General features: G+C 35.9%; 12 protein-coding genes. All 12 read left to right on the forward strand.

Annotated features, from left to right (window positions below):
* The first annotated feature begins 55 nt into the window (after positions 1-55).
* The 12 genes from MUW56_RS03055 to MUW56_RS03110 all read left to right on the forward strand — a co-directional run bounded on the left by MUW56_RS03055 (position 56) and on the right by MUW56_RS03110 (position 16,928).
* Positions 56-529, forward strand: a complete 474-nt coding sequence (locus MUW56_RS03055; protein WP_292011803.1) for a hypothetical protein — start codon at positions 56-58, stop codon at positions 527-529.
* A 199-nt stretch (positions 530-728) separates the two neighbouring features.
* On the forward strand, positions 729-1,559 hold the full coding sequence (locus MUW56_RS03060; RefSeq protein ID WP_292011804.1) for an AraC family transcriptional regulator: 831 nt from the start codon (positions 729-731) through the stop codon (positions 1,557-1,559).
* 45 nt (positions 1,560-1,604) lie between these two features.
* The gene (locus tag MUW56_RS03065; protein WP_292011805.1) at positions 1,605-2,024 is read left to right on the forward strand and encodes a hypothetical protein; all 420 of its coding nucleotides are present in this window, start codon (positions 1,605-1,607) and stop codon (positions 2,022-2,024) included.
* A gap of 315 nt (positions 2,025-2,339) precedes the next feature.
* The gene (locus MUW56_RS03070; protein ID WP_292011806.1) at positions 2,340-2,861 is read left to right on the forward strand and encodes a hypothetical protein; all 522 of its coding nucleotides are present in this window, start codon (positions 2,340-2,342) and stop codon (positions 2,859-2,861) included.
* 77 nt (positions 2,862-2,938) lie between these two features.
* Positions 2,939-3,742: a molecular chaperone gene (locus MUW56_RS03075; RefSeq protein WP_292011807.1), complete on the forward strand. Its 804-nt coding sequence runs from the start codon at positions 2,939-2,941 to the stop codon at positions 3,740-3,742.
* Complete coding sequence (locus MUW56_RS03080; protein WP_292011808.1) at positions 3,735-4,763, forward strand: hypothetical protein; 1,029 nt, start codon at positions 3,735-3,737, stop codon at positions 4,761-4,763. The genes MUW56_RS03075 and MUW56_RS03080 overlap by 8 nt, the downstream gene beginning before the upstream one ends.
* A gap of 43 nt (positions 4,764-4,806) precedes the next feature.
* Positions 4,807-5,667 carry a hypothetical protein gene (locus MUW56_RS03085; protein WP_292011809.1) on the forward strand — a complete coding sequence of 287 codons (861 nt, stop codon included), beginning with the start codon at positions 4,807-4,809 and terminating at the stop codon, positions 5,665-5,667.
* The gene (locus MUW56_RS03090; protein ID WP_292011810.1) at positions 5,664-7,562 is read left to right on the forward strand and encodes a hypothetical protein; all 1,899 of its coding nucleotides are present in this window, start codon (positions 5,664-5,666) and stop codon (positions 7,560-7,562) included. Before MUW56_RS03085 ends, MUW56_RS03090 begins: the two co-directional genes overlap by 4 nt.
* Positions 7,563-7,853: 291 nt before the next feature.
* On the forward strand, positions 7,854-10,985 hold the full coding sequence (locus tag MUW56_RS03095; protein WP_292011811.1) for a DEAD/DEAH box helicase family protein: 3,132 nt from the start codon (positions 7,854-7,856) through the stop codon (positions 10,983-10,985).
* 6 nt (positions 10,986-10,991) lie between these two features.
* A complete protein-coding gene (locus MUW56_RS03100; RefSeq protein ID WP_292011812.1) occupies positions 10,992-13,013 on the forward strand; it encodes a site-specific DNA-methyltransferase in 2,022 nt (673 codons plus the stop codon).
* Between the two features lie 35 nt (positions 13,014-13,048).
* Positions 13,049-16,279, forward strand: coding sequence for a helicase-related protein (locus MUW56_RS03105; protein ID WP_292011813.1), 3,231 nt, complete (start codon positions 13,049-13,051; stop codon positions 16,277-16,279).
* 4 nt (positions 16,280-16,283) lie between these two features.
* On the forward strand, positions 16,284-16,928 hold the full coding sequence (locus tag MUW56_RS03110; RefSeq protein WP_292011814.1) for a DUF4391 domain-containing protein: 645 nt from the start codon (positions 16,284-16,286) through the stop codon (positions 16,926-16,928).

Consider the following 16,928-nt stretch of genomic DNA (forward strand, 5'->3'; position numbering starts at 1 on the left):
GCCACCACCTAAAAAAATCAAAAAAACCACTCTCAAACGCTTTTTATTAAAGCGGATGATCTATTATGTCCTTCCTAACGTATTTTTTAATTTTATCATTGCCTACGCAAGCTTCCAGGAACTGGGCTACACGCATTTTTTCTCCGGGACCCAAAACCTGGCCCGCCTCACCCTGCCCATGGCAATATTCCTGCCGGTGGTTCTTACCATTGACATCATCAAAAGGGTAACGGACGCTGCAAGCCAGGAAGCCATTGAATTTACGGTAGATAAACAACTTAATAGTAAAAAACTGATGACCAAACTGAGTATCTTACATGGTTTGATTACAGGTTCATTAGTATTATCCTTACTCTTTATAGGACAGTACAATTTCTCAAAAGAGTATAAGCTGGATGCTACAGCAATGGCTGTTGTAGTAGGAGTGCTCGCAGGAGTGCTTTCCGTGATTTTTGTATATCTGCCGGTATGGAGATTGAGGAAGTGGATGTGCAGGGTGGTGCCCTTACCTGCAGATATAAACCCTTAACCGTTTACACTATACTGCTGTATATCATTTAATTACAAACCAAATATGCTCACTATGGCTGGATGACTTTCAGGCCGCTTTGCATTCCGGCATGTTAACTGACTTAATTTTTTTCTTTAAAATGCAATATTTGGTAAATTTTTTATATTTATATAAATAATTTACAAGAATTTTTCTTGGACAGAATTAGTAATAATGTATGTACAAAATCACGGATCAGTTAAAAAATATAGGATTCAGTATCAATCGTTTAGATTATATTATCAATAGAAATAACAACAGAAGAGAATTAAGCACGTTAGAATATTTCTGTATTTACATCATTCTGGAAGATATCCAGTTAACGGTAGAAAATGTTTCCCACCCCATAAAAGGGGGAAATATTGCCTTTGTGGGTCCGCAAAAGAAAATAGTTTTTGGTGAGACCAAAAAATCTGATGTCTATGTGATTGCTTTTTCATCCAGTTTTTATGAAAGATCAACCAAAGACAGCCTTTTTATCAATTCCCAGCTTTTTTACAATTATGATTCTGATATTTTTATCGCTCCGTTCATCAATATAGAGCAGATGAAGGTGATCTTTATGGAACGGATGGAAAATTTCCGGAATAAGGATGAAAGCCTGTATATATCTGCTGCCCATAATGCAATAGAAAGACTGATCCTGGACGCTTTTTTACATATTCCCACCGAAGAAATCAAGAAAGATATTAAGTTTGACTATATGTATTATGTCAACCGGTTCAAGGTCCTGTTACAAAGAGATTACAAAAAGGCAAAAAAAGTTGCCTACTATGCCGGGGAACTTAATATCTCCTCAAGAAAACTCACTGAGATGACAGAATACGTACTTGGAAAAACAGCCAAGCACATCATCATCGAAAAACTGATCGCAGAATGCAGAAAAGCACTAAACTTTTCAAATTCTACAATTTCTGAAATATCTTATGAGCTGGGTTTCAGCAATGAAGGAAACTTTACCAATTTCATAAAAAAACATACCGGAAAAAATCCCTCAGAAATGAAATAATTTGTATATTTACCTAAATAACCTTTTGGGGAAAATTTAGGTTATATGCTTTCAAAATACGTTTTATTCATTGTATTATATTTTGCTTTTACAAAATCCTTTGCACAAGCATCAGACGGCATGCGACTTAATGTACGGCTGTATCCGGTGCAGATGCTTGCTATTGATACAGGATTTTCAGATGATGGCAGGAATGAATATTCCTCCCGGGAGTTTCAGTCTGTACTGATCTCCAGCCCGTCAGGATTTGAGTTAAAGGCTCATTATGAAGAATTTCCGGATGATATAAACATGATGGAAAGCGACATGACCAGATCTGATGAATATAATCTTATCAGCCACCGGAAAGGAGTGGTTCAAAAAAGGTATAAAATAAATAAAGATATAGATAATGTAATAAAAAATTTAGGCAGCAGCATCGCTAATGAACCTAATTTTTTAATATTAACTCTAATTTCTCAGTAAAAAATTAATGAAGGTTAAAAAAATCGTTATGTATTGAATAGTAATTTTATAATTTCTTCATTTCCGATATGTTAGGTAAAAGTAAATGTTTAAGATTAATATAGCATTAGTTTTATTTTATCGTAATTGTATTGGTGTCATAATAATACTTTTTATGTTTTTCTTCATAAAAATCAGTTTCTGCTGATTATAAATTTGCCCGTAAAAATTCACAAATGATAAGTGTTTTTTCACAAAAGCGCTGATGTTCTTTGTATCTACCTTTGCATCCGCAATTTAAAAAAATTATTAATACAAAAAAACATCATTAAAACTATGAAGAAGTTGATCTTAGCATCTTTTGCTCTATTGGGATTCGCAACATTACAAGCACAAAACGTAACGCTGAACGTAAGACTGAAACCTATTCAGACTCTTGTTATCAACAATGCCCAGAAAATCGTAAATTTAGACTATGTTACTAAAGACGATTATGCTAACGGGGTATCCTCTGTCAATGCAGATCATTTAAGCATTTACAGTACCGGAGGATTTCAGGTAAAAGTAAAGAGTGCTAACGCTGCCCTACAGAATGGTGCTAAAAATATTCAGGCAAACACGATACAGATCAAGGCAAGTGCCGGTTCTGAAGCTGTAAATGGTGCCCAATATGCACAAAATGTACAGTTATCTGCCAATGAAACCACTTTGGTAAGTTCTGCTAACGGAGGAGTAGACAAAAAGATCAATATTGAATATAAAGGTGCCGGAGCTAATGCTTACCTGGATAATTACATTGCCGGACAAGATCCTACTGTATATACTACTGAGCTTACATATACGATTATTTCCCAATAAAATATAAAATCCATGTAAAGATAAAGTGTTGTGGTCTATGGCAGCACTTTATCCTCACTAAAAACTAATGATCCGTAATGAACAGACTGTTTTTTCTCTTTTTTAGCATTCTCTTCTTATCATCTTTTTATGGATACGCACAGACAGGAGTTTCAGTTTCTCCTCCCAGACTGTATTTTGAGTCGGGTAACGGAAACAGCAATACTCAGAAAATAACGGTAACGAATGTAAGCGCGAAGAATTCCCTGGATCTCGCCGTAAGCCTGGGAGACTGGGAGTATGACAGCAAAGGAGAGAACGTAATGTATCCCGCCAATACCCTTCCTTCTTCCTGCACAAGCTGGATTTCTGTAAAAAAGGAGGACAACTACTTTACCCTGGCTCCAGGAGAAAAAAAAGATATTGATGTGACCATTACCGTACCCAATGCTCTTCCGAACCAGCCGGATGCCCATACGGCTGTTTTATATGTAAGCCAGATGAACCCGGTGGATGATGTAGACCATAAAGGGGCAAATATCAAAGTAAGCATCCGTTCAGGGATCAAACTGTTCCATAAGCTTCCTGCCGCTAAAATAAAAAAACTTGAAATCCAGAACCTGGTGTACGGAAAATCCACCAATACAGTCAATGTTTTTTTTGAAAACCATGGAGACGTATGGGCGGACGGAAAAATATATACAGACTTTGTCAATACACAAAACGGGAAAAAAATATCGCTGGACCCGGTCATTTTTTACACTATGCCCGGAAACAAAAGAGAAATGAACATTCCACTTCCGGCAGGCCTTGAAAAAGGAAAGTATACCGCTTCTGTGATGATCGATTACGGAGACAGCAACAACCTGGAATTAGGAGAATTAAGCTTCAGTTATGAATAGTAAAAAATTCTTCTGCCTTTTGCTGCTGGTTTCCCTGAACTGTTTCTCGCAGGTAAATTACACCTCATGGGTGAACAGCTATTTACAGATCAACTCTTACAGCGGGAATACCAATCCTGATGCCTATACTTTTACCCTGGCAGGCAACGGCCAGTTTAATATCCCGTACTGGAAAATCTCAGTGAGGCTGAAACAGCCCATTACCTCTACAGACGGCCAGTATACAATACCGACCAACAAAATTTCGTTCCAGCCGGTTTCTTCCTCGGGGCAGGCATATCCCGGACCCGTCCCTACCCTTCCCCAGATCGGAATGCCTCTGAACGTTTTTCTTCAGGAAAAGCAGGAAGTCTTTTTGGTTCCGCAGTCGAATGCTCCTTTATATAATCAGCCTATGCAGCCTAACGGCTATTACAGCCTCCAACTGAAATACAGCATGAATGTTACCGGAGGATCCTACCTAGGAAGCTATCCTTCCTGGATCAGCTTTATAGCTCCCGTACAGTTCACTGCATATGACCAGTACAATAATGTTATCGGAAAAGCGGATCATAATTTTCAGTTCCAGATTGGGGCCCTTAGCGGAACCCCGACAGATATCCCGGAACTCTCCCTTAAATTTTCTGCAAAAGCGGTCAATGGATCACTGGAATTTAAAAGCATGGACGACTATATCAACGGAGTCAGTGTAACCTACTCCAATGCACTGATCGTAAGCAGCAATACCAATTACCAGATCAAATTACGGTCTCTTCAGGGGCAGTTTAGCTCTCCTGCCGGAAATTCTATTCCTCTGGAAACAGTAAAGCTGAATCTCAGCCCCGTTTCAGGAAACAAGGGCAATGTATACCCTGTCCTGCTGAGTGCTTCTCCCCAGCTTATTGCTACAGGAGGTTCTACCGGAGGCTCCAGTGTGTACTACGATATAAGATACTCTACCAAGGCTAATGACGAGAGGGTGATTAATGCCAAATCAGAAGAATATTCCACGACCCTCCAATACGAGATCATTCCCCAGTAAACCTATGCTTCAAGACCTGTTCAAAAAAATCCTTTCCGTTTTTTTGATTTCATTTCTGATATGGATTCCGGCACAGAACAGTTCCGGGCTAAGCCTTGATATCCGTAATGAATCCAGGCCTGATAAAGCCGGTATCCTGGATCTTATCATTGTGTTGAACAACGAGGGGGCACACGATTTCAAAGGTAAGGTCGAAATTAATATCCCCGCAGGTTTCAGGAATATTTCAGGCAATAACCTCCAGGTTGAAATGAAATCCGGAGAGCATCTTTTCTTACCCGTAAAAATATTGGTCAGCAGCAATGCCGGTTCAGGAGAATCCCGGCTTGTTTTCCGGCTTGCGGACCAGCAGAATACAACCGTTGCTGAAAAACAGACCCTGTACACGGTAGCAGAAAATAACGCCATGCGCATCACCGCAGAAAATCCTGTTATCTATATGAATAAAGCTACTGATTCGGTAGAGGTGCGGACCAGGGTTTCCAATCTGGGCAACAGAAAACAGCGTGTGACCATCGTATTTAAAATTCCCGAAGCTAATCAGGGAAATGCATTTGTAGAGCAGAAAGGAAGTATCGGGGTACAGAAAGATTCGGTATTTGTATTCCGGTTTATGCCTTCCAGACTCGGAACCCGAAGCACCCAGCTTTCGGTAAATATTGCAGGCTTCAGGGAACCGGATAAAGAAATATTCGGCAATACCAGTGTTTCCATACAGAATGTTTCCTCTGTACAGCGCTACGAGGATATGGAATCTACTGCCTTTTCAAACTTTACGAAAAACAGCATTACCGCAAGCTACAGACATGCCGGTGAAAACCTGGATATGTATCAGCTGGTGGGTTCTGGGGCTTCAATCTTCCTTCCGGATATGTTTTTATCCGGGGAAATATCTATACGATGAATCATCAGAGTGATCCTATTGTCAATAATACGTATCTGACCTACCGCCGGGAAAACAGCGAATTCACCGTTGGGAATATCAATAAATTACTTGAACTGTCTATGTTCGGGAGAGGGCTGGAATATGCCTTTACCTCTCCGGATAAGGATAAGAAAATAGAAGTAGGCTTCGTGGACCAGACTTACAGCCTCATTGAGAGAAATTCATTTCTGAAGTATGGATATGGATTCTATGCCAGAGGAGTCCTCGGGGCACAAAATGCATCCCGGAATATTTCAGGAACCTATATTTTCAGGAATGATCCCTATGAAAAGGCAAGGCATCATGTGGCAGGAACAGACGTTCAGTATGCTTTCAATAAGGACTGGAAAATGAATACAAAGGTTTACAGCGGGCTCAGTTTCTACGAAAACACCCCTGAGGCCAAACCTTCCCTGGCGTTGGAATCCCAATATTCAGGGATGATCAGAAAGGTAAACCTGAATGGAAATTATTTCTACAGCACAGATTATTATCCCGGAAACAGAAGAGGAATCTTACAGATCCAGCAAAACTTTTCCGCAATGGTTTTCAAAGATCATTATGTGTATGCCAATATCATGGTTTCTCATTTTTCGCCTAAATTTTATTTTTATAACAACACCCTGAATTCAAGCAATATAAGATTGGAATCAGGAATCAATTTTCCTAAAAGAGGCCATTTCGGAATGGGATTGGGTTACCAGTACCAGGAAGAAAGTTCCAACTCTTACAATAATTTTTTCAATGCCCAGCCCTACGAGGAGACCAAGCAGCTGAAAGCACAGCGTGTTACCGAATACCTTACCTGGCTGAGCCCTGATAAACAGCATACCTCTATCCTGAGCATGGAAACAGGATTGGTCCGCTACCCGGACAGCGATCAGCTTCAGTACCAGATGAAAGTAAGCGGAACGTATAATTACAAATGGCTTACGATCAACGGTATTTATCAGCACGGAAGCTATTTTCTTTCGGAATATGCTTTTTCCAGATTGATGAACAAAAGCACTCCCTACGAGAAACTTTCCCTTTCAGCTTTTGTCAATAAAAATTTTTTCGACCGGACACTGAACGTGACATCCGGACTTTCTTATACGGATGATGTTTTATACGGAAAATCACCTTCCGGCTTTGTCAACCTGAAATATTCACGAGAACGGTATGCCGTTTACCTGAACACTTCATGGTTCAGCTATTCTTCCGGCAATTTCAACAATAATCTTTTTACCATTGAAGCCGGTGTTACCGTTAACCTGAGGAACAGCACCCTGAACCCGGGCAAGAAAGGCGATATCAAAGCGTTTGTCTATTATGACCTGAATGAAAACAATATCTATGATGAAGGCGACAAAGAAGCGGCAGGCTACCTTATCATGCTCAATACCATTTCTTTTAAGACCGATCCGTCAGGGAATATCAGCTATAAATCCATTCCGTATGGCAAATACACCTTAAAACAGGTGATCCAGCAAGGCTGGTATTATGATGAAACCGAATTTACAGTAGATAAGCACCACTACGCTCTCGAGATTCCTCTTCATCAAAACGGAACTACCCAGGGAAAGGTAACCTACGATTTTGATACCAAAACAGCAGTAGATTTCACCCCAAAAACCGGAGGTATCTTGTTCAATATTTACCGCAATGATCAATTAGTACAGCATATCATGACCGATGACAACGGGGAATTCGCTTCTTTCCTACCCTCCGGAAATTACAGGATTGAACTGAATAAAAACTCCCTGCCTTCCAATACTTATTGTGAACGCTGTACTGATACTTTTAAAGTAGAAGCTGGGAAAATAGTAAGCCTTGAACCTTTTGTGATTAAAGTAAGGGAGAAGGTGATTAGGGTGAAGAAGTTTGGGAGTTAAAGTCACTGTACACAGATCATTGACTTAAGTAGTGGGAACATTCATGAGTGTTTTAACTGTGTTTTTCGTGTATTTGTCTATGTGGAGATTGAAAAGGAGGATGTGTGGTAGGACGAAAATAAATCAATAATCTAGATCTATTTGATAAATTTATTACAATATTTCAAATTGAAAAATACATTAACATAATACATTGATTATAAAATACATAAATACAAATCAGGGTTTATTTCAAAGCACTTTTATTTCCTTTTTAGTATATTTAACCTTTCAAAATATACAGTCCCCCCCATGAAGTTACAATTTAAAGAGCAAGAATTTCAAATACAAGCAGTTAACGCAGTTGTTAAATGTTTTGAAGGGCAAGCTCTAAAAACCAATAAATTTACTCTTGAAAAAACTAATGAAATCTTACTTAAAGCTAAAGAAGTTTCTAAAGGTCTACAAACCCTAGATTTTGAAGTTGAAGAACAAATTGGTTATCGTAACAGTTCTATACAAATTACAGATAAGCAAATATTTGAAAATATAGTGAATGTTCAAAGAGAATATTACCTTATAGAAAATAAAAATATTGATACTGTCAAAGGAGTAAATATTGGACACAATTTTACTATTGAAATGGAAACAGGTACAGGTAAAACCTATACTTATATCCGTACTATGTATGAATTACACAAACAATATGGCTGGAGTAAATTCATTATTATTGTTCCAAGTATTGCTATCAGGGAAGGTGTTTTCAAAACGTTTGAACTAACACAGAACCATTTTCAGGAAATTTACGGACATAAAATAAGTCCGTTTATCTATAACTCTTCCCGTCCTCAGGATATTGAAACATTTGCATCAGATAACCGAATCAGTGTAATGGTTATTAATACTCAAGCTTTTGCCGCAAAAGGAGCAGATGCAAGACGAATACATCAGGAATTGGATCACTTCGGATCAAGGAGACCAATAGATATAATTGCTCAAACAAGACCCATCATTATTATAGATGAACCACAATCTGTTGGGAAAGTAGGTTCGGTAACTCTAAAAAGTATGGAGGATTTTAATCCATTGTTTACATTACGATATTCTGCAACACATGCCGAAGAATATAATAAAATATTTCGTCTGGATGCTTTGGATGCCTACAATAGAAAACTGGTTAAAAAAATCCAAGTTAAGGGAATCAATTTAAAAGGATCGAGCGGAACAACCGGATATTTATATCTGGAACATATCAGCTTAAGTTCTAATAAGCCACCTCTAGCATTTTTGGAGTATGAACAGAGGGCTGGAAATGGTGTAAAACGTGTGCGTGAAAAAATAGCGCAAGGCACAGATTTATATGAAGCCTCTGGTGGACTACCTGCTTACAAAAATTGTCTGGTAACAGAAGTTAATGGATACCTGAACAAAATTGTTGTCAACGGACAGGATATCTATCCTGGAGATATTGTTAATGATAAGGACGAGCTAGCTTTCCGTAGAATTCAAATTAGAGAAACTATTCTTTCTCATTTACAAAAAGAGAAATACTTATTTGAAAAAGGTATAAAAGTTCTATCCCTGTTTTTTATTGACTCAGTAGAGAAATATAGAAAGTATAATGAAATGGGTGAAGAAGAACCAGGAGAATATGTACAAATCTTTGAAGAAGAGTATAAAAATGCAATCAATGAATTCATAGATCTTTTTCATCAAGACTATACCGATTATGTGATTGAAACAGATACCAATAAAATGCATAAAGGCTATGCTCCTGGTAATTATTTGGAATATTTGCAACGTGATGATGCAGATCTTGTTCATAATGGCTATTTTTCTATTGACAAAAAAGGGAAGCCTGTAGATCCTACCATCAAACGTGGCAGTGAAGATTCAGATGATGCTTCTGCTTATGATCTGATTATGAAAGATAAAGAACGTTTGCTAAGCTTTAAAGAACCTACACGCTTTATCTTTTCACACTCTGCGTTAAAAGAAGGCTGGGACAACCCTAATGTTTTCCAAATTTGTGCGTTGAAAAATGTAGATAGTGGAAGCCAGACAAGAAGAAGACAAGAAGTTGGTCGTGGAATGCGTCTGGCAGTTGACAAGCGAGGTATTCGTCAGGATTTTGAATTAGTAGGTGAACAGGTTCATAATATTAATATATTAACTGTAATCGCTTCAGAAAGCTATGAGAACTTTGCAAAAGGATTACAAACAGAAATAGCAAAATCCCTGAAAGACAGACCTGCAAATGCTGATACCAAATTCTTCTTTGGAAAAGTATTGACTAACGAAATGGGTGAAAGTATTCGTCTAACGGAAGAAGATGCAAAAAAACTAAATAAGTTTTTATATAAACATGATATTCTGGACGAAGATGACAAGATCACAGCAGAAGGAAAAGAGCAAATTGAAAAAAATGAAGCGCCAGTTCCCGAGCATTTAACGGCTTTCGCAAAAGCCATAAATCAATTATTACAAACTGTATATAATGGTGAAGGCTTCAAACCTGATGATGATCGTAATACAGTTCCTTTAGTAGTTAACAAGAATTTTGCTAAAAAAGAGTTTCAGGAATTATGGAAAAAAATCAGCAAAAAAAGTGTATACGAAGTAAAATTTGATACTGACAAACTGATTGAAGACAGCAAAATACGCATCAATGCCGATTTACATATTTCTGAACGCAAGTACGAAATCAAAACTGGTGAAATGCATGAAATCTATAAAGAAGATTTAAAAGATGGAACCGCATTTAAAGTTACTAAGACAGATCCTAAAAAGCTATCTTCCGACCTTTACACACAGGTAGCCTATGATATTGTAGGTGAAATTGAAGCATTAACTAATCTGAAGCGAAGCACTATTGTAGACATCCTAAAAAAGACGAATTCTGAAAAATTCTTTTTACTAAGAAAGAACCCTGAAGAATTTATTGCAAAATGTGCTAGATTAATTAATGAAACAAAAGCCTCATTAATCATTAACAATATTGCCTATCATAAAACAGAAGAATATTTTGATGCCAAAACAGTATTTACAAATGTAAAGAATGTACAACGAAGCGATGAACTACTGAAAAAGCATATTTACGATTTCCTAGAAACTGATTCTAAAATAGAACGGGAATTTACCCAAAATCTTGAGCAGGCAACCGAAGTAGTGGTATATGCCAAACTCCCAAAAGGTTTTTATATTGCCACACCCGTTGCCAATTACAGTCCCGACTGGGCCATTGTCTTGGACAATGAAAAAGTAAAGCATATTTATTTTGTTGCTGAAACTAAGGGTTCTGATGATGCAAATGATCTGCGGGGCATTGAACAGCTTAAAATACATTGCGCCAAAGAACATTTTAAATCCATTAGTAATGGCGAAGTAAAATTTGATGTCATTAGCAGTTATAGCAAACTCTTAGACATTGCACAATTAAAGTAAAATAACATGAACGATAAATTAGATTTACAATCCACAGATATAACCAGCCTGAATATAGAAAAAATAGGAGCGCTTTTCCCAAATTGTTTAACCGAAACAGCAGAAGGCAAAAAAATAGACTTTGATCTACTGAAACAGGAACTATCAACAGAAATTATAGAAGGTAATAAAGAACGTTACCGTCTGGAATGGCCTGGTAAGCGTGAAGCTATAGTAACAGCAAATATCCCGACTACCAAAACTCTTCGACCTGTGCGTGAAGACTCTGTAGATTTTGATACGACCGAAAACATCTATATAGAAGGTGATAACCTGGAAGTATTAAAACTTCTACAGGAAAGTTATTTGAACAAGATTAAAATGATCTATATAGATCCTCCATATAATACAGGAAAAGACTTTGTCTATAAAGACAATTTTGCAAAAGCTGGCGAAGATGAACTTTTGGAAAGCGGACAAAAAGATGAATACAATCAAAAATTGATAGCTAACCCTGAAACCAATGGACGTTATCATTCTGATTGGTTATCTATGATGTATCCAAGATTAAAACTAGCACGTAATCTTTTAACAGACGATGGTGTTATTTTTATTTCAATTAATAACTATGAGATTCATAATGTAAGAAAAATATGCGATGAAATATTTGGTGAAACAAATTTTATTGAATGTATTACATGGAATAAAAGGGTTCCAAAAAATGATAAAGGAATTGGTAATATTCATGAGTATATAATTATATATGTCAAGGATAATGAACGAGAACACATTTTTAAAATGCCTAAAGAAGGTCTGGACGAAATTTTTGACTTAACAGAAAAATTAAAAAAGAACAAAGTCTCAATAGGTGATGCAGAAAAGGAAATTAAAAAACTTTATAAAAAGAAGGGATTTGATAGAGGAATAACCTTATACAATTCATTAGATGAAAACTATAGATTATGGGGGAAAATCAATATGAGTTGGCCAAATGCAAATACATTTGGCCCCAAATATGATGTTCTGCATCCAGTTTTAAAAAAACCAGTAAAAGTCCCAGAAAGGGGATGGAGATGGAAAGAAGAAACATTTTTACAAGAGGTAAATTATCAGAATATAATCGAGCTTCATGATGGAAGTTACATGTGTGGCAAAATCTGGTTTGCAAAGGATCTTGAAACTCAACCAAGTTCAATAAAATTTTTGCATGAAGTAGATAATATGTTATTAAGATCAATTATAAGTACAAAAAGTGATGGAGGTATTGAAACAGAACTATTATTTCAAAATAAAAGTATTTTCTCTTACCCTAAACCAACATCATTATTAAAAAGCCTCATTGAGTCAATTGATTTAGAAAATAGTATTATTCTTGATTTTTTTTCAGGTTCAGCAACATCAGCAGATGCAGTTATACAATCTAATTCAATACTTAAAAGAAATCTGAAATTTATAATGATTCAACTACCTGAAGATTTAGATGAAAGCTTAAAAACTACAGATACAAATACAAAACAAACATTGTTAAACGCTATTGATGTTTTAGAAAAACTAAATAAACCACATTTACTTACTGAACTTGGCAAAGAGCGTATTCGCCGTGCAGCCAACAAAATAAAAGAAGAAACAAATGCAGATATAGACTACGGTTTTAGAGTATATCGTTTAGATACTTCTAATATGCAGGACGTCTATTACAAACCACAAGATTATAACCAAGGTACATTGGATCTATTTGCCGACAATGTAAAAGAAGACCGTACTGCAGAAGATCTTGTTACTCAGGTAATGTTAGATTGGGGATTACAGCTTTCTTTACCAATAGAATGTAAAACCATCGCTGGCAAAGAAGTATATACTGTAGCAGGAGATTCTCTATATTGCTGCTTTGGCAAAGATATAGATGAAACGTTTGCCAAAGCAATCGCAGCTGAAAAGCCATTGCGTATTGTTTTCCGAGATAAAGGTTTTAAAGATGATACTGCTAAAGAGAATGTAAAACAATTACTAAAACAATTGAGTCCGGAGAGTGAGATGAAAGTGATATAATTTATAATTTACAATAACTATTTCGAAGACAGACCATGAAACACATTGACAATATTAATACCCGTTTAATTGACGATTTAAAAGAGAGCATTAGCAAGAAAAGTAAAGTTGCTATTGCCGCTTCTTCATTCTCCATTTATGCATTTGAAGCCTTAAGAAAAGAATTACAGGGTGTTGAAGAGTTGCGATTTGTGTTTACCACTCCTGCATTTTTACAAGAAAATTTAAAAAAAGAAGTTCCAAAATTCTTTATTCCACACTTGTTCAAAGAAGCAGATCTATGCGGCGGAGAATTTGAATTGCGATTGCGTAATCAGCTTAATCAAAGAGCCATTGCTAAAGAATGCAGCAAATGGGTAAAAGAAAAAGTAATCTTTAAATCCAACAAGCAGCCCTCTTTTCCGACTTCAGGAATGATTCACGTCAAAAATGAAGATGATTCAGAGTTCTCCTGGAACAATGTCAACAGTTTTACAACGTCTGATCTTGGGATTACTCCTAAAAAGGGGTTTCCCACTTTAATTCAGAAAACAGATTTCCCCAATAGCCAAGCCTATTTAGATTGGTTCAATCAGATTTGGGATAATAAGGAGGACCTAGAAATAGTTACCCAAAAAGTCCAACAATACTTTGAAAAAGCATTCAAAGACAACAGTCCTGAATTTATTTATTTTATTACACTCTACAATATTTTTAATGATTTTCTCGATGATCTTAGTCTAGACAACCTCCCCGACGATAAAGTAGGTTTTAAAGATACCGTAGTGTGGAACAAGTTGTTTAATTTTCAAAAAGATGCGGTAGTTGGCGCTATCAATAAATTGGAAAAATACAAGGGTTGTATTCTCGCAGATAGTGTTGGGTTAGGTAAAACCTTCTCCGCTTTAGGAATCATCAAATATTACGAAATGCGTAATAAAGATGTTCTGGTATTATGCCCAAAAAAATTAGAAGCCAACTGGAATATCTATCGCCACAACGATAAAAATAATATTCTGGCCAAAGACCGCCTGCGATATGATGTACTTTTTCATACCGATTTGTCCCGGGAATCCGGTATAAGTAATGGCCGTAATTTGGCCAATGTCAATTGGGGTAACTATGGATTGGTTGTAATTGATGAATCTCATAACTTTCGAAATGCAGGGCTAACTTATTCGGAAAAAGAAAATCGCTATCAGGCATTACTTAGAAAAGTAATGCGTGAAGGCATTGAAACAAAAGTACTCATGCTTTCTGCCACTCCGGTAAACAACCGCTTCAATGACCTAAAAAACCAACTTGCACTTGCTTATGAAGGCAACCCAGAATTGATTGACGAAAAACTAAACACTAACAACGGAATAGATGTCATTTTCAAAAGAGCGCAATCCGCATTTAATTCCTGGTCAAAACTAGATATTAGCAATAGAACTACTGAAAAATTATTGGATTTGCTGGATTTTGATTTTTTTGAAATTCTGGATTCTCTCACTATTGCACGTTCTCGTAAGCATATTACGACCTATTATGATACATCCGATATTGGAAAGTTTCCAATACGAAACAAGCCTGTATCCCGAGAATGTGCCCTTACCCAAGAAAAAAACATAACATATACAGAAATAGCAGATTTACTAAGCCGCTTAAATTTATCGGTGTATACACCTCTAAAATATATTCTCCCAAGTCAGAAGGAAAAATATGCAGAACGTTACGATAAAAAAACAAAAAGTGGTAAATTAACACAACTTGACCGAGAGACAAGTTTAAAAATATTGATGCGTATCAACATGCTGAAACGTATTGAAAGTTCTATTGACTCTTTTAGGATTACGACAAATGGTATTAAGTCACAAATAGAACAAACTTTAAAATCAATTTCAAAAGAAGGTTTGGAAACCATATCCGAACAAAACTTTGATACGCAATCTGAAAATTTCGATTGGGATGCTAATTGGGGAGATGAAGAAAACCTAATAGGTAAAAAAGTAAAAATACATTTAGCTGATATCGATCGTCGACAATGGAAAGAAGATTTAGAAGAAGATTTAGCCCTATTAAATCAACTTCTGATGAAGGTAAATCAGATAGTTCCTCAACTCGATCTAAAGTTACAGACACTAATTACTACTATTGAAGATAAGATTCAAAACCCTATCAATACAGACAATAAAAAAGTTATTGTATTTACAGCTTTTGCAGATACAGCAGACTATTTATATAAAAACATAAGTGCCTATTTTAAGGATAATTATCGTATTAATTCAACACTTATATCTGGATCAAGAAGAGTAGCTACTACTAAAACAATTCCAACGGAACTTAATACTTTGCTAACTTGTTTTTCACCTAAGTCGAAAGACAAAGCCTTATTATTTCCATCAATCAATGAGGATATAGACATTTTGATTGCTACGGATTGTATTTCTGAGGGTCAAAATTTACAGGATTGTGACTATCTTATCAATTATGATATCCACTGGAATCCGGTTCGTATTATTCAACGTTTTGGCAGAATTGACCGAATTGGTTCTAAAAATGATTCCATCACATTAGTCAATTTCTGGCCAGACATCACTTTAGATAATTACATCAATCTGAAACAACGTGTGGAAGACCGTATGACGATCTCTGATATGGCGAGTACTGCCGATGATAATATCCTGAAAGAAAATCAGAAAGATCTCGAATATCGTAAGCTTCAATTACAGAAACTGCAAGATGAAGTAACAGACTTGGAAGATCTTCGCGAGGGTATTGATATTACAGACTTAGGACTGAATGATTTTAGAATTGACCTATCCAATTATATCAAACAATATGGAGAACTAACCGATATTCCCGAAGGAATTCATGCAGTAGTTTCAGCTACGGAATTGTTGAAACCTGGAGTGATTTATATATTGAGAAATATCAATGAAAATATTAACATCAACAAACTAAACCGTTTACATCCTTATTATTTGGTTTATATTGACAACGAAGGCAAGTTATTATTCAATCATATAGATTCTAAAAAAATTCTGGATGCTGTAAGGTTGTTATGCAAAGGCATTCAGGAGCCTATTATTTCTTTATGTGAACAAGTTAACACAGAAACGGATGAATATCACAATATGTTTGTATATTCTGAATTACTGAAAAAATCAATCAGTACAATACTGGAAACGGAAGATGAAAAAGAAGTTTTGAGTTTGTTTAAATCAGGTGGAACAAATGTTATGAAAGATAAGTTCAAAGGAGTAGAAGATTTCAAGCTGATTTCATTCTTAATTGTAAAATAGTACTATGTTCAATCTGCCAAAATCTACATTAGTTCAAAAAGTTGTACCCAAAAATGCATTTGATGCCTATACGAATACTAAGCAAAAAAAAGCATTTGCCAATAAGATACAACGAATAACCTGGTTGAATAAAATTTCTTTTGAAACCATTAACCTAAAAGATGCAGAAATAAAAGAAATTCAAATCTTTAAAGTTGAATTAAAGGAGAAAATAGAAATTAAAGATATCCTTAATATCATTGATAAAGCGATTCCCTATCATATTATTTTTTTAATAGATTTTAATAAGGAGTTTTATATTTCCACCTCTGTAAAACATCTCCATCCGAATGATGAAGATAATGCCGTTATTGACTATACTTTTAAATCTGTTTGGCTAAGCATTAATGAGAATCCATATACAATAGAACTAAAAAGTGATCTGGATTGGGTATTCCAAAACTTTTGTGAGCAACTAAAAACAGTTAATACAAATGTATCTAATATTTGGGAATTAGTTCAGGCACAAAAGAAGGATGATTCTTTACGAAAAGAAATGGAAAAAGTAAAATCTGAAATTGCCCGGTGCAAACAATTCAATATAAAAGTAGAACTGAACATCAAATTAAAAGAATTGGAAAAAAGCTTAACTTCTAATTTTAAATCGTAA

This window comes from Chryseobacterium sp. (assembly GCF_022869225.1).
Taxonomy (GTDB): Bacteria; Bacteroidota; Bacteroidia; order Flavobacteriales; family Weeksellaceae; genus Chryseobacterium.